This is a genomic window from Enterobacter sp. Taxon_2 (genome assembly GCF_058355295.1).
Genome location: NZ_CM178024.1, coordinates 893015 through 912028 on the forward strand (window position 1 = coordinate 893015; position 19014 = coordinate 912028).

Genomic DNA, 19014 nt, shown 5'->3' on the forward strand with positions numbered 1-19014 from the left:
CTTAATCCTGATGATACGGAGTATTTTATGCCACTGGCGCTTCTTGCCCTGACGATCAGTGCCTTTGCAATTGGCACGACCGAATTTGTTATCGTGGGGCTGGTTCCCACTATTGCTAACCAGCTTGCGATCTCGTTGCCCTCCGCCGGGCTGCTGGTGTCCATCTACGCCCTGGGCGTCGCCGTCGGTGCGCCCGTGCTGACGGCCCTGACCGGACGTTTTCCGCGTAAGCAGCTGTTAGTCGCGCTGATGGTGCTGTTCACCGCCGGCAACGTGTTGGCCTGGCAGGCACCGGACTACACCACGCTGGTCATCGCTCGTCTGTTGACCGGCCTTGCACACGGGGTGTTCTTCTCGATTGGTTCCACTATTGCAACCAGCCTGGTACCCAAAGAGAAAGCGGCGTCTGCCATTGCGATCATGTTTGGCGGACTGACCGTTGCTCTCGTTACGGGCGTACCGCTGGGCACGTTTATCGGACAGCACTTCGGCTGGCGTGAAACTTTCCTGGCCGTCTCCTTACTGGGCGTCATTGCCCTGGTGACCAGTCTGCTGCTGGTACCGTCGAATATTCCTGGCCGGGCCAGCTCCAGCCTGCGCGATCAGTTGAAGGTGCTCACGCATCCGCGCTTACTGATCATCTATGCGGTCACGGCACTGGGCTATGGCGGCGTATTCACCGCCTTCACCTTCCTGGCACCGATGATGCAGGACCTGGCAGGCTTCTCCCCCAATGCCGTGAGCTGGATTTTGCTGGGATACGGTATTTCCGTTGCGATTGGCAATATCTGGGGCGGCAAGCTTGCGGATAAGCATGGTGCGGTACCGGCGCTGAAATTCATCTTCGCCGCCCTGGTTGTTCTGCTGATGATTTTCCAGTTCACGGCTTCGCTACACTACGCCGCGCTGGTCACGGTGCTGGTCATGGGGATCTTTGCCTTTGGTAATGTGCCTGGTCTTCAGGTTTACGTTGTCCAGAAAGCCGAGATCTATACGCCAAATGCAGTGGATGTGGCATCGGGTCTGAACATTGCCGCATTTAATATCGGCATCGCGCTGGGCTCCATCATTGGCGGACAAACCGTAGAGCATGTTGGATTAACTCAGACTCCATGGATTGGCGCGGTGATTGTCCTGGTCGCCTTCCTGTTGATTGGCCTGAGTGGACGTCTTGATAAACCCGCTCGTGTCGCGCTGGGATAAAAACAGTAAGTGCTTGCTTACAAAACTGGAAAGCGGTTTCTCAGAAATTGCGTTGAAAGTATGACCTAAAGTCCCTATAACATTAGAACCAGTCCGTTTTCCGGGCTGGTTCATGTTACAGAGGCTGTTTCCAAAAGTGCGAAAAAATACCTATGCCATGCGTTATGTTGCCGGAATGCCCGCGGAGAGGATCTTGCCTCCGGGGTCATTTGCGAGCATAAGCCAGGCATTACCCGCCGGCACTCCGTTAAGCAGCGATGAAAAAATCCGTGTGCTGGTGTGGAATATCTTTAAGCAGCAGCGTGCAGAGTGGTTATCGGTCCTCAAGAATTTTGGCAAAGATGCCCATCTGGTTCTGCTCCAGGAGGCGCAAACCACCCCTGAGCTGGTCCGGTTTGCCACCACGAACTATCTTGCCGCCGACCAGGTGCCTGCATTTGTTCTGCCACAACACCCCTCAGGCGTGATGACGCTTTCAGCAGCACATCCGGTCTATTGCTGTCCTCTGCGCGAACGTGAACCTATTCTGCGTCTGGCAAAATCGGCGCTGGTGACGGTCTATCCGCTGCCGGATACCCGTATGTTGATGGTCGTGAATATCCACGCGGTAAACTTCAGCCTGGGCGTGGATGTCTACAGTAAGCAGTTACTTCCCATTGGCGATCAGATAGCGCATCACAGCGGACCCATTATTATGGCAGGCGATTTCAATGCCTGGAGCCGTCCACGCATGAATGCGCTGTATCGCTTTGCGCGCGAAATGTCGCTGCGTGAAGTTCGTTTTAGCGATGACCAGCGCAAAAAAGCCTTTGGTCGTCCTCTCGACTTTGTCTTCTATCGTGGTTTGAGCGTGCATGACGCCTCTGTTCTGGTGACGCGCGCCTCGGATCATAACCCTCTACTAGTTGAATTCAGTCCCGGCAAACCTGATAAATAATGGTGTGTCAGGTCTGCCGTGGGGCAGGCCTGCGCGGGTGCTGCCCTTTATTTTCCACTCACAAAGGACAGTACGATGACAACAACACACTCCCATCATGACAACGTAGAAAAACAGTTTGGTTCTCAGGCAAATGCCTATCTGAGCAGCGCCGTGCATGCTTCTGGCCGCGATCTGGTGCGTCTCGGTGAACGTCTGGCGGCATTCCCGCTGGCCCACGTGCTGGATTTAGGCTGCGGGGCAGGGCATGCCAGCTTTACGGCTGCACAGCATGTCGCGCACGTTACCGCGTATGACTTATCAAGCCAGATGCTGGACGTCGTTGCTGAGGCGGCGAAAGCGAAGGGGCTGGACAACATTGATACGCGTCAGGGCTATGCCGAATCATTACCTTTTGATGATGCGTCGTTTGAGGTGGTGATCAGCCGTTACTCCGCGCACCACTGGCATGATGTTGGCCAGGCATTACGCGAAGTCAAACGTGTTCTGAAGCCGGGCGGCATCTTCATTATTATGGATGTGATGTCTCCTGGACATCCGGTACGCAATATCTGGCTGCAGACGGTGGAAGCGCTGCGCGACACCTCGCATGTGCAAAACTACGCCAGCGGTGAGTGGTTGTCATTTATCACTGAAGCGGGGCTGATCGCGCGTGCGTTGATTACAGACCGCTTACCGCTTGAGTTCAGCTCGTGGATCGCGCGTATGCGCACCCCGGAAGCATTAAGCCAGGCAATCAGGCTGTATCAGGAGAGTGCGTCCGCAGAGGTAAAGGCATACTTTGAACTGCAGGACGATGGTTCGTTTACCAGCGATACCATCATGGCTGAAGCGCAAAAAGCGGGATAAACAAAAAAGGCACCGAGGGGAATCGGTGCCTTTTTATCTTTCGATCGTGCTATCAGGAGTCTGGCGTCGCGCTGTTCTTCACAAACAGCGTTAGCTGGTCGCCAGGTTTCAGATTGTCAGTATCATTGTTCCAGCGCATCACATCCTTGATGTTCACGCCGTGTCGTTTTGCGATACTGGACAGTGAATCGCCCTTGCGCACGCGATAGGTAATGCTATCGCTGTTGCTGGCGAGACGCTGTGCGCTGCTACCTGCGCCTACCGTCAGAGTCTGACCCACTTTCAGGCCGGAGCTGCGCAGGTTATTCCACTGCTGCAGATCTTTCGCATTCACGCCAAGACGTGACGCAATGCCCGAAAGCGTATCACCTGAACGAACCTTATAACTGCGGCTGTTAACTGATGAGACATCCGCGATCAGCGTTGACTGAACGGCGGCGATTTCACCCGAAGCTAAAGACTCACGTAACTGCTCAGCATGTTTCTGCGGAACCATTACATACTGCGGGCCACTTGCCCCCAGGGTTGAGCCTTTAACGCCAGCATTAAAGGTTTTCAATTTACTTACCGACATACCCGTCATATCAGCAACCTGTTGAATATCAACCGGATTGCTGAGGCGAACACGCGCCAGTGCACGACTTTCGTCTGGTGTTGGCAGTTGTACACCGTAACGCTTGCTGTTCTTGAGAATATCGCTCAATGCCAGCATTTTCGGTACGTAAATCTTTGTTTCCTGTGGCAGTGAGAGCGACCAAAAATCGGTGGATTTACCCCGTGCTTTATTCGCTTTCATTGCCTTCAGTACACGACCTTCGCCGCTATTGTATGCTGCGACCGTTAACAGCCAGTCACCGTCAAACATCTTGTTCAGACGTTGCATCATGTCGAGAGCGGCTGTCGTTGAAGCGACAACATCGCGACGCGCATCATAGTTGCGGGTCTGTTTCAGACCATAGTTTCGCCCGGTGCTCGGAATGATCTGCCAAATGCCTGCGGCATTGGCGCCAGACGTCGCGTGTGGGTCAAAAGCGCTCTCCACTATGGGTAGGAGTACCAGCTCCATAGGCATGTTACGTTTCTTAACTTGCCCGGCTATCCAGTACATATACGGCTCTGCCCGTAACGTTACATCGTGGAGATAGCTCTTATTACTTAAATACTTCTGTTTCTGTTCGCGAATCCGGGTATTTTCCGGAATTCCCATCTTTAGCTCGTCGCCAATAGAGGTCCACAAGTCTTGATCCTGCGCGAAAGATGTTCCATCGTCCATCCAGCGCGCCGAACTTGCAAACTTCCCTGCTTCCCCTTGACCAGCTGCAGAAAGGCTCTGTGCGTGCTGTTGTACGTTGCTGCCGTTCTGCGACTGGCAACCTACAAGCAGGACAGAGGCGAGTAATATCGCTTTTGCCTTCATGTGTGTGTCAATAGTTGCTTAAAAGACGAGCGATAATAACGGCGAAATTTTGAAAAGGCAACCCGCAATTATCTGAAGTTATCTTTCTTTGACCTTAACCATGCAAATCGCTGTTCTGGTTGTTGCAAATTTGTTTCTTGGTTAATTTTATTAATTAAATCAATATTATCTGTTCGTAAAAATAAATTAATTTGGCGCTCATTTTTCAGAATTACGGGTAGTGTTTTTTGGTCTTTTGCACGTAACTCCTTCACTTTGTGATAATAATCCTGAATCGCCCGATCCTCGGGTAAGAGGCTCACGGCAAACTTCATATTTCCTAATGTATACTCATGGGCGCAACAAATAATGGTGTCATCGGGTAACGCATTAATCTTCTGTAAAGACTGGTGCATTTGAGCTGGCGTGCCTTCAAACAGTCTTCCGCAGCCTCCGGAGAACAACGTGTCGCCGCAAAAAAGATAAGGTTTACTGTAGAAACACAGATGTCCCAAAGTGTGACCTGGTGTAGCAAATACGGAAAACTCCCACTCGCGTATGAGGATAGTTTCGCCTTCTTCGACTACTTGCGTGACGCCCTTATCTTGTGCCTCCGCCGGTCCGTAAACCACCAGATGCGGAAAATGAGCGCGCAGTTCAGGCACGCCGCCAGTATGATCGTGATGGTGATGCGTCAACAGAATGGCTTCCGGCACCCAGCCGTTCTCTTTTATTGCGCGCAGAACGGGGGCGGATTCTCCGGGATCGACAATGACGCATCGGCGATCGTCGTCAACCAAAACCCAGATGTAATTGTCCTCAAAGGCTGGAATACTGATAAGATTCATACATTACCTCTTATAGCGTGGCGGGTGTTTTGATGAAACCGGCAAGGATACCTCAGACTGTCGCAGCACCGGAACGTTGGGCGGAATTGCCCTGGGGTGAATACTATCGCGAAGCGTTAGAACAACAGCTGAAGCCCTGGCTCGCGAAGATGTATGGCTTTCACCTGCTTAAGATTGGCAATCTCAGCGCGGAAATCAATACCGAAAGCTGCGCTATCTCACATCAGGTCAACGTCTCTCTCGGCGGAGCGCCGGTTCAGGTGAAAGCAGACCCGTTGCATCTGCCGTTTGCAGAGAAATCCGTTGATGCCTGTTTGCTCGCCCACACGCTGCCCTGGTGCAGCGATCCGCATCGTCTGCTTCGCGAAGCCGATCGCGTGCTGATTGATGACGGCTGGCTGGTACTGAGCGGATTTAATCCGCTAAGCCTGATGGGCCTGCGTAAGCTGGTACCGGTACTACGCCGGGCCCCACCTTACAACAGCCGGATGTTCACCATGATGCGCCAGCTCGACTGGCTTTCGCTGCTGAACTTTGAAGTGCTCTGCTACGGTGGTTTTCAGGTGCTGCCCTGGGCGCGGCAGGGGGGCGTTGTACTGAGTACCCACCTCCCCGCGTTGGGCTGTTTGCAGTTTATCGTCGCGCGTAAGCGAACCATTCCCCTTACGCTTAACCCCATGAAGCAGAGCAAGTCGAAAACGCCCATCCGCCAGACCGTCGGTGCCACGCGGCAGTACAAAAAAACCGATTAAACGTCGGGCTGATAGCCCGCATCTTCATGAGCGGGATTGGATGCCGCAGCACGCGCCAGTTCGTCGCAGCGTTCGTTTTCCGGGTGGCCTGCGTGGCCTTTAACCCACTCCCACTTAATCTGGTGCTGGCCCAGCGCAGCATCAAGACGTTTCCAGAGATCGACGTTCTTGACCGGTTTCTTATCGGCGGTTTTCCAGCCGCGTTTTTTCCAGTTATGGATCCACTGGGTAATCCCCTGGCGCACGTACTGACTGTCGGTGCTTAACACCACGTCACAATGTTCTTTTAACGCCTCCAGCGCCACGATGGCCGCCATCAACTCCATCCGGTTGTTGGTGGTCAGAAAATAGCCTTCGCTAAAAGTTTTTTCGTGCTGGCGATAGCGCATAATCGCGCCGTAACCGCCGGGTCCTGGGTTACCGAGACAAGATCCATCGGTGAAAATTTCTACCTGTTTACGCATCTCTGGTAGACTTCCTGTATTCGAAACGTTCAGTAAAACGATAAGTCTGACATAAATGACCGCTATGAGCACTGCAATTACTCGCCAGATTGTCCTCGATACCGAAACCACCGGTATGAACCAGATCGGCGCGCACTACGAAGGGCATAAGATCATCGAGATCGGCGCCGTTGAAGTGGTGAACCGTCGTCTTACGGGGAACAACTTCCACGTCTACCTCAAACCCGATCGGCTGGTGGATCCGGAAGCGTTCGGCGTTCACGGGATTGCCGATGAGTTCTTGCTGGATAAGCCGACGTTTGCGGATGTCGCTGACGAGTTCCTGGAATATATCAAGGGTGCCGAGCTTGTCATCCATAACGCCTCGTTCGATATCGGCTTTATGGATTATGAATTCAGCAAGCTTAATCGTGATATCCCTAAGACGAACACCTTCTGTAAGGTGACGGACAGCCTGGCGCTGGCAAGGAAGATGTTTCCCGGCAAGCGTAACAGCCTGGATGCGCTCTGCTCGCGCTACGAGATAGACAATACCAAACGAACGCTCCACGGGGCGTTGCTCGATGCCCAGATCCTGGCGGATGTCTATCTGACGATGACCGGCGGGCAGACCTCAATGAAGTTCAGTATGGAAAATGAATCCCAGCAGACGCAAGGCGAAGCGGGCATTCAGCGTGTTGTCCGTCAGGCAAGCCGGTTGCGGGTTGTTTTAGCCAGTGATGAAGAGCTTCATAACCACGAATCCCGGCTTGATCTGGTCCAGAAGAAGGGCGGTAGCTGTATGTGGCGCGCCTGAAAAAACGCCGGAATGCCTGTAAAATCATCGTTTGGGCGATTTTTGCAGCAAACGATTCAAAACGCGAGAAAAAGCGTTGACGAGATCGGAGGCGCACCGTAATATGCGCCTCGTTCCCCAAACGGGAACAGTGGAGCGGTAGTTCAGTCGGTTAGAATACCTGCCTGTCACGCAGGGGGTCGCGGGTTCGAGTCCCGTCCGTTCCGCCACTATTCAGAAGGCCTGAATCAGAAATGATTCAGGCCTTCGTCGTTTCAGCATTCTGTAATCTCATCCCCTCAATTATCGTTAACAAAAAGTTAATATCTATGGTGCAATTAATTAACAATTGCACAAATATAGTGCGTTATCTGCACTGATGTTGTGCATTTAACCACCATTCCTCTCTTCAGACCTCAGTCAGAATGTGTCTTTCTGTAAAAATAATTCACGCAGAATCATTTGGTTATCTCCCGCTTTCCAAAAAATAACCGAACCAATTGCGTATTGGTTTGGTTATTGCTTAATCATTAGCACGATAAGCTTCATTCCATATCAATAACTTATCGTTAATAAAAATAAAATTATGATGAAAGCGAGCGAACCAATATGGAAAAACCGTCACGGTTTCTGGCCAATTCCAGCACCGCGCTTGAGCAGCTGCGCGGGCTAATCAACCAGCATGAGTCAACACCAGGCATACCGCTGCCCACGGAACGTGAGCTGTCGGACACTCTCGGCGTAGGGCGACGTGAAGTGCGTCGTGCGCTGGACGTGCTGGAAGAAGAGGGGCGCATCTGGCGTAAGCAGGGCAAAGGGACCTTTATTGGTCCGGCGGCACCTGTTGAACCGCTGGCCCTTCAGGGATTGGTTCAGCAGACCAACCTTCTGGAAGTGATGGAAGCTCGTCTACAGCTCGAACCCGGCTTAGCCCGGCTTGCGGCACTGCGTGCCACCAGGGAAAACCTCGCGCTCATGCAGCGCATGCTGGAACGCATCGATAAGGTCAGCCCGGACGACCGCGATCTCAACGAACTGTGGGATAGCGCCTTTCACCGGGCGATTGCCGAGGCGGCGGGCAACCGTCTGATGCTCGGCCTGTTTGATGCCATTGATGCCGTGCGGCGTGAACCGGGCTGGCAGCATCTGCGCGAGCTGGCGCGTACCCCCGAACGTGTCGACAGCTATAACGACCACCACCATAAGATCATGTCTGCGATTATCCATCGCCAGCCTAATGAAGCCGCGGCCGCCATGCGCGAACACCTGCTCAGCCTGCAAACCGCCCTGATTCAGGCGATCCACCTCGAGGACGACTTCACGCCATGACGACAATACCCTTTAAGGACGCCACGCCCGTATTGCGAGTGCAAAACCTCAACGTTACGTTTGCTGGCTCGCCGGTTAGCGTGCTTGATGGTATTTCTCTGACCGTCAGGGCAGGCGAAACGCTGGCGCTGGTGGGGGAGTCCGGCTGCGGGAAAAGTATCACTTCACTGGCGCTGATGGGGTTACTGCCCGCCAGCGCACGGATCGTCAGCGGTGAGATGCAGTTCCGCCGCCACGATCTGCGCAAGCTCTCGCCGCGGGAATATGCCGATCTGCGCGGCAGCGAGCTGGCGATGATATTTCAGGAGCCGATGACTTCGCTCAATCCGGCGTTTACGCTCGGGGATCAGCTGAGTGAAGCGGTTATGCGCCATCAGGACGTCTCACGCGCAGAGGCGATGAGGGTCGCGCTGCAGATCCTCGAGAAAGTGCAGATCCCGGCGGCAGAGATGCGTCTCAAGGCTTACCCTCACCAGCTTTCCGGCGGCATGCGCCAGCGCGTGATGATTGCGATGGCGCTGATCAACCATCCCAAACTGCTGATTGCCGACGAACCCACCACCGCGCTCGACGTCACCATCCAGGCGCAAATCCTCGCCTTGCTCAACACTTTAAAAGAGGAAACCGGCACGGCGGTGCTGATGATCACCCACGATTTAGGCGTGGTGGCAGAAGTCGCTCAGCAGGTCGCCGTGATGTATGCCGGGCAGGTGGTGGAGCAGGGGAGCGTGGAGGCTATTTTTGCCGACCCGCAGCACCCGTACACCATCGGCCTGATGGGCTCGATTCCTTCTCTTGGCGCACGCAAGGGCCAGCTCTCCACCATTCCCGGCGCGGTCCCGCTCCCGGAATCCATGCCGAAAGGCTGCCGTTTTGCCACCCGCTGCCCGTTTGCGCAGACGCGCTGCCATGATGAAAAACCGCAGCTCGCCACGCTCGGCGCGGGCCATCAGGTCGCCTGCTTCCGCGTGCCGCTCGAACAGCACATTGCCCTGGGAGAAATCGCATGACCACGCCCATTCTTGAAGCCCGTGACCTCAGCAAGCTTTTCCCCGGCCCCAAAAAACTCTTTACTCCGGCACGGTTTGTCACCGCAGTCGATCGCGTTTCGCTTGCCGTGATGCCGGGCGAAACGCTGGCGATCGTCGGCGAGTCCGGCTCCGGAAAATCCACGCTTGGCCGTCTGCTGCTGCGCCTGCTGGCCGCCAGCGAAGGGCGCGTGTTTTACCAGGGGGAAGAGATCACGCATGCCTCGGGGGCGCGCCTCAATCAGCTCCGGCGCGAGCTACAGATTATCTTCCAGGATCCCTTCGCCTCGCTCAACCCGCGCATGACGGTGGAGCAGATCGTCGGCGAGCCGCTGTGGCTGCACCAGAACATGAAGAAAGCGGACCGCCAGTACCGCGTTGCCGAGTTACTTAAAACCGTAGGCCTGCCCGCCGCCTGGGCCGGGCGCTACCCGCACGAGTTTTCCGGCGGGCAGCGCCAGCGTATCGGCATTGCGCGCGCGCTGGCCTCGGGACCGAAGCTGCTGCTGGGCGATGAGCCGGTATCCGCGCTGGACGTCTCCGTTCAGGCGCAGGTGGTCAATTTGCTGGAAAGCCTGAAGCACCAGCTTGGGCTGACGATGGTGATTGTCGCCCATGGTCTGGCGGTGATCCGCCACATGAGCGACCGCGTGGCGGTCATGTACCTCGGGCAAATCGTCGAGCTCGCCACCGTGGATGAGATATTTGACGCGCCGCTGCATCCTTATACGCAGGCGCTGATTGCCTCGGCGCCGCAGATGCAGCCGGGCGCTGAACGCGACGCGCCGCTGCTGCTGGGGGACTTACCGAACCCTGCCAGCCCGCCGTCCGGCTGTCGTTTCCACACCCGTTGCCCGTACGTCACCGACGAATGCCGTCAGGTCGAGCCGATTAATCAGGTGCTCGACGGCGGGCGTCAGGTTGCCTGCCACCGCTGGCAGGAGATCAACCGCGATCGCAGCGTTATCCAGATTGCACCGCCATCCGCCGCTTTTCTGCGCCGCCGCGCGCTGTTTGAACACGCGGCCACTCACTCGTCCCTTCCTCCAAGGAACTCATGATAATGACAATGCGTAATTCTCTTTTGACCGTACTGGGAAGTGTTATGTTGCTTGGCGCGGCGCTGCCCGCCCATTCTGAAAGCGTGCTGCGAATCGGCCTGGGCGCTGACCCGGACATGCTCGACCCGCATCTGGCGCGCACCTACTATGGCCGCTTCGTGTTTGCCTCCCTGTGCGACAGGCTGGTGGACGTGGATGAAAATCTGAAGGTTGTTCCCGGTCTGGCCAAAGACTGGGCGTGGAGTGCGGACGGTAAAACCCTGACGCTCAATCTGCGCGAAGGCGTCACCTTCCACGACGGTGAGAAATTCGATGCCGCTGCGGCAAAATACAACCTCGACCGCGCCCTGACCCTGAAAGGCTCCCTGCGTAAAAGCGAGATCTCCTCCGTTGAATCGGTCGAGGTCACCGGCCCGATGCAGATTGCGCTGCACCTGAAGACCCCCGATGCCGCGCTGCTGATGCAGCTCACCGACCGCGCGGGCGCGATGATGGCCCCCGAGGCGGCGAAAAAGCCTGACTTTGCCGCCCATCCCGTCTGTTCCGGCCCGTATAAATTCGACAGCCGCGTGTCCCAGGACCGTATTGTTCTGACCCGCTTCGACAACTACTGGAATAAAGACGCCTACCACTTCGACAAAATTATCTATCTGCCGATCCCGGATGCCTCCGTGCGTCTCGCGAACCTGCGTGCGGGCGATCTCGACCTGACCGAAGGCATCGCCGCCAGCGATGTGAAAACCGTCGAAGCCGACAGCAAGCTGGCGCTGGCGAAGGTAACGGGCCTGGGCTATCAGGGCATCACCTTTAACATCAACAACGGCAAGGTGCCAGCTAACGATCCGTTCAAAGATGCCCGCGTGCGCGAGGCCTTCTCGCAGGCTATCGACCGCGATGCGCTAAACCAGGTGGTCTTTGAAGGGCTCTACACCCCGGCCAACCAGGCGTTTTCACCGGTCAGCCCGTATCACGTTAACCTGCCGGTCCCGCCGCGTGACGTCGACAAAGCCAAAGCGCTGCTGAAAGCCGCCGGTGTGACCACGCCGCTGACCGTCAACCTGCTGGTGCCGAACAACCCTACCTCGCAGCAGGTGGGACAGGTGCTGCAGGCGATGGTGGCCGAGGCGGGCTTCACCCTGAACCTGCAGATGACCGAATTCGCCACGCTGCTGGATCGCCAGCAGAGCGGGGACTATCAGCTGAGCTTCTCCGGCTGGTCGGGACGCCCGGATCCGGACGGCAGCATCTACGGCTTTATCAACAGCAAAGGCACCCTTAACGACGGCCGCTACAGCAACGCGCAGGTTGACGAATGGCTGACCCAGGCGCGCCAGAGCACCGACCAGGCCGCGCGCCAGCCGCTGTACGACAAGGTGGTGAAGCAGCTGCAAACCGACATGCCGATTGCCTACCTCTACTTCGAGCCGCGCATTTTTGGCCTGAATAAAAGCGTGCAGGGCTTTAAGCCTTACCCGGACGGCATCGTGCGTCTGGCGGGTTTGACGTTGACGAAATAACCGTCCTGAGGAGAGCCCATGCTGGAATTGATTTGCAAACGTCTGCTGCTGGCCGTCCCGACGCTACTGCTGGTGAGCATGATGGTGTTCGGGTTGCAAAAGCTGCTGCCCGGCGACCCGCTGATCGCCATGGCTGGCGAGGAGCGCGATCCGGCGGTCATCGCCCAGCTGCGTGCGGAGCTGAACCTCGATGCGCCGATCCCCATGCAGTATTTCCACTGGCTGACGCGGGCGCTGCAGGGCGATCTGGGCTTCTCCTTACGCACGCACGAGCCGGTGACGCAGCTGATTGCCAGCAAGTTGCCGGTCACGCTGGAGCTGTCGCTGCTGGCGATGATTATCGCGCTGGTGTTTGGCATCAGCATGGGGATCCTCGCGGCGGTGAACAAAAACAGCTGGGTCGATCACGGGGCGAACTTCGTGGCGATCTCGGGGATCTCGATCCCGCACTTCTGGCTGGGGATCCTGCTGATTCTGGTCTTTTCGGTAAACCTGCAGTGGCTACCTGCCTCCGGCTACGTGCCGTTCAGTGAAGATCCGATCCAGAACCTGCGTACGCTGCTGCTGCCCGCGTCCGTGCTCGGAACGGGCCTCGCGGCAACGCTGATGCGCCATACCCGCGCCTCGATGATTGCGGTGCTAAAGGCGGATTACATCCGCACCGCGCGCGCTAAGGGGCTGCTGCCGAAGGCGGTGATCTTAAAGCACGCGTTTCGCAACGCGCTGGTGCCGGTGATTACCCTCACCACGCTGCTGTTTGGCGAGCTGCTGGGCGGCGCGGTGCTGACCGAACAGGTTTTCACCATTCCGGGCTTTGGCAAGATGATCGTCGACTCGGTATTTAACCGTGACTACGCGGTGGTGCAGGGCGTGGTGCTGATCGTGGCAATCGGCTTCCTGATGCTCAACCTGCTGGCCGACGTGCTCTACGTCCTTATCAACCCGAAAATGCGAGGTTAACCATGGCGGAACTGACGACGCAAACCGTTACGCCTGCACTCCCGCGCGCGCAGAACCGGGTACTGAAGAAATTCCTCGGCAATAAAAGCGCGGTCATTGGCGCGGTGGTGGTGGGGTTCTTTGTGCTGTTGGCGCTGCTGGCGCCGTGGATCGCCCCGTTCGACCCGGTGAAAGCCAACTTCCTGGCGGTGCGCAAAGCGCCGTCGGCGATGTACTGGTTCGGCACCGACGAGCTGGGGCGCGACATCTTATCCCGCATTATCTGGGGGGCTCGCACCTCGCTGATGGCGGGCTGTATGTCGGTCGTTATTGCGGTGGTTATCGGCGTGCCGCTGGGGCTGGTGGCGGGCTACTTCCAGAAGATGTGGGACGGCGTGATCTCGCGCTTTATCGAGGCGCTGCTGGCCTGTCCGTTCCTGATCATGGCGATCGCGCTGGGGGCATTTTTGGGCCCAAGCCTGACCAACGCGATGATCGCCATCGGCCTTTCCGCGATGCCGATCTTTGCCCGCCTGACGCGCGGCCAGGTGATCGCCATTCGCAACGAAGAGTATATCGACGGCGCGCGGGCGATTGGCCTGCCGGATCGCTGGATCATCATTAAATACGTCCTGCCCAACGTGATGTCGCCGATCCTGGTGCAGGCCACGCTGGCGATTGCCTCGGCGATAATCGCTGAAGCCAGCCTGTCGTTTTTAGGGCTGGGACAGCAGCCGCCCAATCCGTCCTGGGGGTCCATGCTCAACACCGCGAAAGGTTTTCTTGAGCAGGCCCCGTGGATGTCCATTTTCCCCGGCGTGGCGATTTTCCTTGCCGTGCAGGGCTTTAATTTACTCGGCGACGGGCTGCGCGATGCGCTCGATCCGCGCCATGACTAAGGAGTCATGATGACCAAAGCGCTTGATTTTACGTCCGGTTACGCTTCACGACGCCCGCCGATGCTGGGCCATAACGCGGTTGCGACGTCTCAGCCGCTGGCGGCGCAGGCGGGCATGAAGATGCTGCAGCTGGGCGGGAATGCCGTGGATGCGGCCATTGCCACCGCGATGGCGCTGACGGTGGTCGAGCCGACCGGTAATGGGATTGGCAGTGATGCCTTTGCCATCGTCTGGGACGGCGAAAAGCTGCACGGCCTGAACGCGTCCGGTCGTTCGCCTGCGAGCTGGCATGCGGATCTGTTTGCCGGTAAAACCGCGGTGCCGGAAATTGGCTGGGACGCGGTGACCGTGCCGGGGGCGGTATCCGGCTGGGTCGCGCTGGCGGAACGCTTCGGCACGCTGCCGTTTACCACCCTGGCGCAGCCTGCTATTGACTACGCGCGCAACGGTTTCCCGGTCTCCCCTCTGATCGGTCATCTGTGGCAGCGCGGCTATAGCAAGCTGAAAGATCAGCCGGGCTTTAGCGCCTGCTTCGCGCCGGAAGGCCGCGCCCCGCGCGTGGGGGAGATCTTCCGTAACCCGGCGCAGGCGAACTCGCTGGAGCAGATTGCTCGCACCAACGGCGAAGCCTTTTACCGCGGCGAGCTGGCGCAGAAAATTGCTGCCTTCGCCAAAGAACATGGCGCGCACCTGACGGCTGAAGATCTGGCCAACCACCGCGTGGACTGGGTCGAGCTGCTGTCGCGCGACTTCGCGGGCGGTTCGGTGCAGGAGCTACCGCCTAACGGTCAGGGGATCGCCACGCTGATTGCGCTCGGCATTCTTGAGCAGTGCGGCATTGAGAAGCATCATCCGGATTCCGTGCAGTCTCTGCATCTCTCCATTGAGGCGATGAAGCTGGCGCTGGCGGATCTCGACCGCTACGTGGCGGATGAAGAACACATGGCGTTCGCGGCGAAAGAGCTGCTGAGCGACCATTACCTGAAGTCGCGCGCGGCGCTGATTAACCACGACAACGCCTCTGATTTTGTCTACGGTTCCCCGACGCAGAGCGGCACGGTCTACATCAGCACCGCGGATGCCAGCGGGATGATGGTCTCGTTTATTCAGTCCAACTATATGGGCTTCGGTTCAGGCATCGTGGTGCCGGATACCGGGATCAGCCTGCAAAACCGGGGCTGTGGGTTTGTGCTGGATCCTAATCACCCGAACGCGCTGGCGGGCAGCAAGCGTCCGTTCCACACCATCATTCCGGGCTTTGCGATGGACGGCAACGGCCAGCCGCTGATGTCCTTCGGCGTGATGGGCGGCCCGATGCAGGCGCAGGGACACATGCAGATGGCGCTGCGCATCATGTTGCACGGGCAAAACCCGCAGGCGGCAATCGACGCCCCGCGCTGGCGCGTGGTGCAGGGCAGGGAGGTGATCGTTGAATCGACGTTCGATCGCAACACGATTGCCGCGCTGCGCGCGCGCGGGCATCAGATCGTGGTGGAAGATCCGCTTCAGGACTACAACTTCGGCGGTGCGCAGGTGATTTACCGCCTGCCGGAAGGGCACTACGTGGCCGCGACGGAAAGCCGCAAGGACGGGCAGGCGCTGGTGAGTTAATGTTTTATCCTCCCTCTCCCTTTGGGAGAGGGGCGGGGTGAGGGGAAAATTTCAGCCGATGCTAAACGGATCCGCATCCTGCCACGCCGGAAACTTCTCCCGGTACTCTTTCAGCGCCGTTAACGACAGCTCCGCATCAATGCGCGTCGCCTGGTGCGGCTCGGCGGTGGCGATGATCTCGCCCTGCGGATTCACCACCCGACTGTCGCCGCGGTAGTGATGTCCGTTGCCGTCCGTTCCCACGCGGTTACAGCCCACCACGTACGCCTGGTTCTCAATCGCGCGCGCCACCAGCAGCGACTGCCAGTGCAGGGAGCGCGGTGCAGGCCAGTTGGCGACATACAGCGCCAGGTCGTAATCGTTGCGGTTACGCGACCACACCGGGAAACGCAGGTCGTAGCAAACCAGCGGCAGAATACGCCAGCCGCGCCACTCAAACACCACGCGCTCGTGACCCGCTTCATAGTGATGGTGCTCATCCGCCATGCGGAACAGGTGGCGTTTATCGTAAAAATGCACTTTCCCTTCCGGCTCCACCAGCAGGAAGCGGTTCACCGGCCCGCGTTCGGTCTGCAGGGCGGCGCTGCCAGCGATCAGCGCATTAGTCTGCTGCGCTTTGACATGCATCCAGGCGACCACCTCATCCTGCGGCATTGACTGCTGTGCCGCTTCCATGGCGAAGCCGGTGGTGAACATTTCCGGCAGGACAATCACATCACGCCCGGTAATGTCTTCCAGTTGACGATCAAAGTGGCGCAGGTTGGCGGGGCCATCCATCCACACTAAAGGTTGCTGCAAAATAGAAATCTTCAGACCAGGCACAATTCAGACTCCTCAAACGACCACTTTTTGACACTGTAGCACGACATAACGAGAAAATGTGGCAATAAAAAACCCCGCGCGAGGCGGGGTTTGTATAAGCGAAACGCGTTACGCCGCTTCAGGTTTACGGTGCTTCTCCGGCAGCTTTACCGGCTGCGTCGCCAGCTCGTCCGGTTCGAAATCATCCACGTTAATACTGCGCAGACGGCTCTCTTCGGCTTTCACCAGCAGAGCGGCTTCATCTTTATTGATAATGCCACCGGCGAGTGCCTGTTTTGCCAGTTCGTCCAGACGGGTAAACGGCAGGTTTTTGCCCAGCTGTTTACAGATCTTCTGGTGAATCGGATCGGCAGCCATCACGTCCAGCAGCGCTTCTTCCAGCAGACCCACCGGGTTATGCGGCGTCGGCGTCAGATACTGACCACGACCGATACGGGAGCGGGTTGCGCTCGGAACCTGCAGGATCTTCGCCACTTTGTGGTCCAGCTTGTCGGACGGCGCCAGGTGGTGACGACCGGTCGGGAAGATCACCACGCGCAGGGCGCCAGCCACAAAGCGGTTCGGGAAGTTCGCCAGCAGATCGTCAATCGCCTGTTCAGCCTGATACATCGCATCCTGCACGCCCCAGTGCACCAGCGGCAGATCCGCTTCCTGACGGCCTTCGTCGTCGTAGCGTTTCAGGACCGCAGAGGCCAGGAAGATCTGGCTCAGCACATCGCCCAGACGGGCAGAGATACGTTCGCGACGCTTCAGGCTGCCGCCCAGCACCGCCATGGAAACGTCAGACAGCAGGGCCAGGTTGGCGCTCAGACGGTTCAGATGCTGGTAATAACGTTTGGTCGCATCGCCGGTCGGCGTCGCGCTGGTGAGACCGCGCGTCAGGCCCAGCCAGAAGCTGCGCACCTTGTTGCTGCCCACGTGACCGATATGTTTGAACAGCAGCTTATCGAAGGCATCCACGTCGTTGTTCTGCGCGGCGGCCATCTCTTCCAGCACGTAAGGATGGCAGCGAATTGCGCCCTGACCGAAGATCATCATGCTGCGGGTCAGGATGTTTGCCCCTTCCACGGTGATGGCAATCGGTGCGCCCTGATAGCCGCGCGCCAGGAAGTTGCCTTCGCCGAGCATAATGCCTTTACCGCCCGCGATATCCATCGCGTCAATAATTGACTGCTGCGCGCGGTGGGTACAGTGGTACTTCACAATCGCGGACAGTACGGCCGGTTTTTCGCCCAGCATAATGCCGTAGGTAATCAGCGTGGCGGCGGCGTCCATCACGTAGGCGTTGCCCGCGATACGCGCCAGCGGCTCTTCGATACCTTCCATCTTGCCGATGGAGATTTTGAACTGACGACGGATGTGAGCGTAAGCCCCAATCCCCATCGCGACCGACTTCAGACCGCCGGTTGAGTTCGACGGCAGGGTAATGCCGCGGCCCACCGACAGACATTCCACCAGCATACGCCAGCCCTGACCGGCCATTTTCGGGCCGCCGATGATGTAGTCAATCGGCACAAAGATATCCTGGCCGCGGGTCGGACCGTTCTGGAACGGCACGTTCAGCGGGAAGTGACGACGACCAATCTCGACGCCTGGGGTAGAAGTTGGGATCAGCGCACAGGTAATGCCCAGATCTTCTTCGCCGCCCAGCAGTTTTTCCGGGTCAGAGAGCTTAAAGGCCAGACCCAGCACGGTGGCGATAGGCGCCAGGGTGATATAACGCTTGTTCCAGGTCAGGCGCATGCCCAGCACCTGCTCGCCCTGCCACTCGCCCATGCAGACCACGCCGGTATCCGGGATCGCGCCCGCATCGGAGCCTGCTTCCGGGCTGGTCAGCGCGAAGCACGGAATTTCCTGACCGCGTGCCAGACGCGGCAGGTAGTGATCTTTTTGCTCTTCCGTACCGTAATGCTGCAGCAGTTCGCCCGGCCCTAAGGAGTTAGGCACGCCAACGGTAATCGCCAAGATCCCGGAAACGCCTGCCAGCTTTTGCAGGACGCGAGCCTGAGCGTAAGCGGAGAACTCCAGACCGCCGTACTCTTTCTTGATGATCATCGCGAAGAAGCGATGCTCTTTCAGGTACGCCCACAGTTCTGGCGGCAGATCGGCCATTTCATGGGTGATGGCAAAGTCGTTTGCCATACGGCAGGCTTCTTCTACCGGGCCGTCAATAAAGGCCTGTTCTTCAGCGGTCAGGCGCGGCTGCGGGTAGTTATGCAGCTTTTTCCAGTCCGGATTGCCCTGGAACAGGTCGCCTTCCCACCAGGTAGTGCCCGCATCAATCGCTTCTTTCTCGGTACGCGACATTGGCGGCATCACTTTGCGGAAGCCCTTGAACACCGGCGCAGAGATCATGGATTTACGCATCGGTGCCAGGTTAAACGGCAGAAGAATGATGGCAAGAGGGACTAAAAGCCAGATATTCCAGAGACCTGCGACGCCAAGCGCAGCCGTCCAGGCCAGAAGAATCAGGCTGCTCAGGAATAAACTTACGCGGTGATAGAACAACACACCGAGCAGAACAACGGTTGCGAGAATGCTCAAAATCATCATAAAGAAAAGCTCCCTTGCTTGTAGGAGGTCT

17 protein-coding genes and 1 tRNA gene are annotated in these 19014 nt (G+C 57.6%); 13 read left to right on the forward strand and 5 right to left on the reverse strand.

Annotated features, from left to right (window positions below; genetic code table 11):
• Window positions 1–27: 27 nt before the first annotated feature.
• From AC4IC4_RS04105 to AC4IC4_RS04115, 3 genes are all read left to right on the forward strand, one after another.
• Entirely contained in the window at window positions 28–1203 is a 1176-nt protein-coding gene (locus tag AC4IC4_RS04105; protein WP_491472196.1) for an MFS transporter, read from the forward strand.
• A 136-nt stretch (window positions 1204–1339) separates the two neighbouring features.
• Window positions 1340–2140, forward strand: coding sequence for an endonuclease/exonuclease/phosphatase family protein (locus AC4IC4_RS04110; RefSeq protein ID WP_024909448.1), 801 nt, complete (start codon window positions 1340–1342; stop codon window positions 2138–2140).
• Between the two features lie 75 nt (window positions 2141–2215).
• Entirely contained in the window at window positions 2216–2989 is a 774-nt protein-coding gene (locus AC4IC4_RS04115) for a class I SAM-dependent methyltransferase (protein WP_491472197.1), read from the forward strand.
• Window positions 2990–3041: 52 nt separating this feature from the next.
• Here AC4IC4_RS04115 and mltD read toward each other — a convergent pair whose 3' ends face one another.
• Both mltD and gloB read right to left on the reverse strand, forming a co-directional pair.
• On the reverse strand, window positions 3042–4406 hold the full coding sequence (gene mltD, locus AC4IC4_RS04120; RefSeq protein WP_032645479.1) for a murein transglycosylase D: 1365 nt from the start codon (window positions 4404–4406) through the stop codon (window positions 3042–3044).
• A gap of 68 nt (window positions 4407–4474) precedes the next feature.
• Window positions 4475–5233, reverse strand: coding sequence for a hydroxyacylglutathione hydrolase (gloB, locus tag AC4IC4_RS04125; protein ID WP_491472198.1), 759 nt, complete (start codon window positions 5231–5233; stop codon window positions 4475–4477).
• 32 nt (window positions 5234–5265) lie between these two features.
• On the opposite strand from gloB, the gene AC4IC4_RS04130 reads away from it, so the two are divergent.
• On the forward strand, window positions 5266–5985 hold the full coding sequence (locus AC4IC4_RS04130) for a class I SAM-dependent methyltransferase (RefSeq protein WP_024909452.1): 720 nt from the start codon (window positions 5266–5268) through the stop codon (window positions 5983–5985).
• Here the strand turns inward: AC4IC4_RS04130 and rnhA are convergent.
• Window positions 5982–6560: a ribonuclease HI gene (gene rnhA, locus AC4IC4_RS04135; protein ID WP_175557791.1), complete on the reverse strand. Its 579-nt coding sequence runs from the start codon at window positions 6558–6560 to the stop codon at window positions 5982–5984. The genes AC4IC4_RS04130 and rnhA overlap by 4 nt on opposite strands.
• Between rnhA and dnaQ the strand changes: the two genes are divergently transcribed.
• The 9 genes from dnaQ to AC4IC4_RS04180 all read left to right on the forward strand — a co-directional run bounded on the left by dnaQ (window position 6514) and on the right by AC4IC4_RS04180 (window position 15608).
• Complete coding sequence (gene dnaQ, locus AC4IC4_RS04140) at window positions 6514–7245, forward strand: DNA polymerase III subunit epsilon (protein ID WP_055726119.1); 732 nt, start codon at window positions 6514–6516, stop codon at window positions 7243–7245. The two genes, rnhA and dnaQ, sit on opposite strands and share 47 nt — an antisense overlap.
• A 132-nt stretch (window positions 7246–7377) precedes the next feature.
• Window positions 7378–7454 (forward strand) — tRNA-Asp (locus AC4IC4_RS04145).
• A 379-nt stretch (window positions 7455–7833) separates the two neighbouring features.
• Window positions 7834–8553 carry a FadR/GntR family transcriptional regulator gene (locus tag AC4IC4_RS04150; RefSeq protein ID WP_023334601.1) on the forward strand — a complete coding sequence of 240 codons (720 nt, stop codon included), beginning with the start codon at window positions 7834–7836 and terminating at the stop codon, window positions 8551–8553.
• On the forward strand, window positions 8550–9563 hold the full coding sequence (locus tag AC4IC4_RS04155; RefSeq protein WP_491472199.1) for an ABC transporter ATP-binding protein: 1014 nt from the start codon (window positions 8550–8552) through the stop codon (window positions 9561–9563). Before AC4IC4_RS04150 ends, AC4IC4_RS04155 begins: the two co-directional genes overlap by 4 nt.
• On the forward strand, window positions 9560–10642 hold the full coding sequence (locus AC4IC4_RS04160; RefSeq protein WP_491472200.1) for an ABC transporter ATP-binding protein: 1083 nt from the start codon (window positions 9560–9562) through the stop codon (window positions 10640–10642). The genes AC4IC4_RS04155 and AC4IC4_RS04160 overlap by 4 nt, the downstream gene beginning before the upstream one ends.
• A gap of 2 nt (window positions 10643–10644) precedes the next feature.
• The gene (locus AC4IC4_RS04165) at window positions 10645–12159 is read left to right on the forward strand and encodes an ABC transporter substrate-binding protein (RefSeq protein WP_491472201.1); all 1515 of its coding nucleotides are present in this window, start codon (window positions 10645–10647) and stop codon (window positions 12157–12159) included.
• Between the two features lie 18 nt (window positions 12160–12177).
• Window positions 12178–13119 carry an ABC transporter permease gene (locus tag AC4IC4_RS04170; protein WP_491472202.1) on the forward strand — a complete coding sequence of 314 codons (942 nt, stop codon included), beginning with the start codon at window positions 12178–12180 and terminating at the stop codon, window positions 13117–13119.
• 2 nt (window positions 13120–13121) lie between these two features.
• A complete protein-coding gene (locus tag AC4IC4_RS04175; RefSeq protein WP_491472203.1) occupies window positions 13122–13997 on the forward strand; it encodes an ABC transporter permease in 876 nt (291 codons plus the stop codon).
• A 9-nt stretch (window positions 13998–14006) separates the two neighbouring features.
• On the forward strand, window positions 14007–15608 hold the full coding sequence (locus tag AC4IC4_RS04180) for a gamma-glutamyltransferase family protein (protein ID WP_491472794.1): 1602 nt from the start codon (window positions 14007–14009) through the stop codon (window positions 15606–15608).
• Window positions 15609–15659: 51 nt separating this feature from the next.
• Here the strand turns inward: AC4IC4_RS04180 and AC4IC4_RS04185 are convergent, their stop codons facing one another.
• On the reverse strand, window positions 15660–16430 hold the full coding sequence (locus tag AC4IC4_RS04185) for an amidohydrolase (RefSeq protein WP_024909460.1): 771 nt from the start codon (window positions 16428–16430) through the stop codon (window positions 15660–15662).
• Window positions 16431–16538: 108 nt separating this feature from the next.
• Complete coding sequence (gene fadE, locus AC4IC4_RS04190; RefSeq protein ID WP_024909461.1) at window positions 16539–18983, reverse strand: acyl-CoA dehydrogenase FadE; 2445 nt, start codon at window positions 18981–18983, stop codon at window positions 16539–16541.
• Between the last annotated feature and the right edge of the window lie 31 nt (window positions 18984–19014).

What these genes read in the sequence shown, in the direction of transcription:
- mltD (WP_032645479.1), bottom strand. Translation starts at nt 4,406, where the DNA reads ATGAAGGCAAAAGCGATATTACTCGCCTCTGTCCTGCTTGTAGGTTGC.
- AC4IC4_RS04105 (WP_491472196.1), top strand. Translation starts at nt 28, where the DNA reads ATGCCACTGGCGCTTCTTGCCCTGACGATCAGTGCCTTTGCAATTGGC.
- AC4IC4_RS04165 (WP_491472201.1), top strand. Translation starts at nt 10,645, where the DNA reads ATGACAATGCGTAATTCTCTTTTGACCGTACTGGGAAGTGTTATGTTG.
- AC4IC4_RS04115 (WP_491472197.1), top strand. Translation starts at nt 2,216, where the DNA reads ATGACAACAACACACTCCCATCATGACAACGTAGAAAAACAGTTTGGT.
- AC4IC4_RS04160 (WP_491472200.1), top strand. Translation starts at nt 9,560, where the DNA reads ATGACCACGCCCATTCTTGAAGCCCGTGACCTCAGCAAGCTTTTCCCC.
- AC4IC4_RS04180 (WP_491472794.1), top strand. Translation starts at nt 14,007, where the DNA reads ATGACCAAAGCGCTTGATTTTACGTCCGGTTACGCTTCACGACGCCCG.
- gloB (WP_491472198.1), bottom strand. Translation starts at nt 5,233, where the DNA reads ATGAATCTTATCAGTATTCCAGCCTTTGAGGACAATTACATCTGGGTT.
- dnaQ (WP_055726119.1), top strand. Translation starts at nt 6,514, where the DNA reads ATGAGCACTGCAATTACTCGCCAGATTGTCCTCGATACCGAAACCACC.
- AC4IC4_RS04175 (WP_491472203.1), top strand. Translation starts at nt 13,122, where the DNA reads ATGGCGGAACTGACGACGCAAACCGTTACGCCTGCACTCCCGCGCGCG.
- fadE (WP_024909461.1), bottom strand. Translation starts at nt 18,983, where the DNA reads ATGATGATTTTGAGCATTCTCGCAACCGTTGTTCTGCTCGGTGTGTTG.
- AC4IC4_RS04155 (WP_491472199.1), top strand. Translation starts at nt 8,550, where the DNA reads ATGACGACAATACCCTTTAAGGACGCCACGCCCGTATTGCGAGTGCAA.
- AC4IC4_RS04150 (WP_023334601.1), top strand. Translation starts at nt 7,834, where the DNA reads ATGGAAAAACCGTCACGGTTTCTGGCCAATTCCAGCACCGCGCTTGAG.
- AC4IC4_RS04170 (WP_491472202.1), top strand. Translation starts at nt 12,178, where the DNA reads ATGCTGGAATTGATTTGCAAACGTCTGCTGCTGGCCGTCCCGACGCTA.
- AC4IC4_RS04130 (WP_024909452.1), top strand. Translation starts at nt 5,266, where the DNA reads ATGAAACCGGCAAGGATACCTCAGACTGTCGCAGCACCGGAACGTTGG.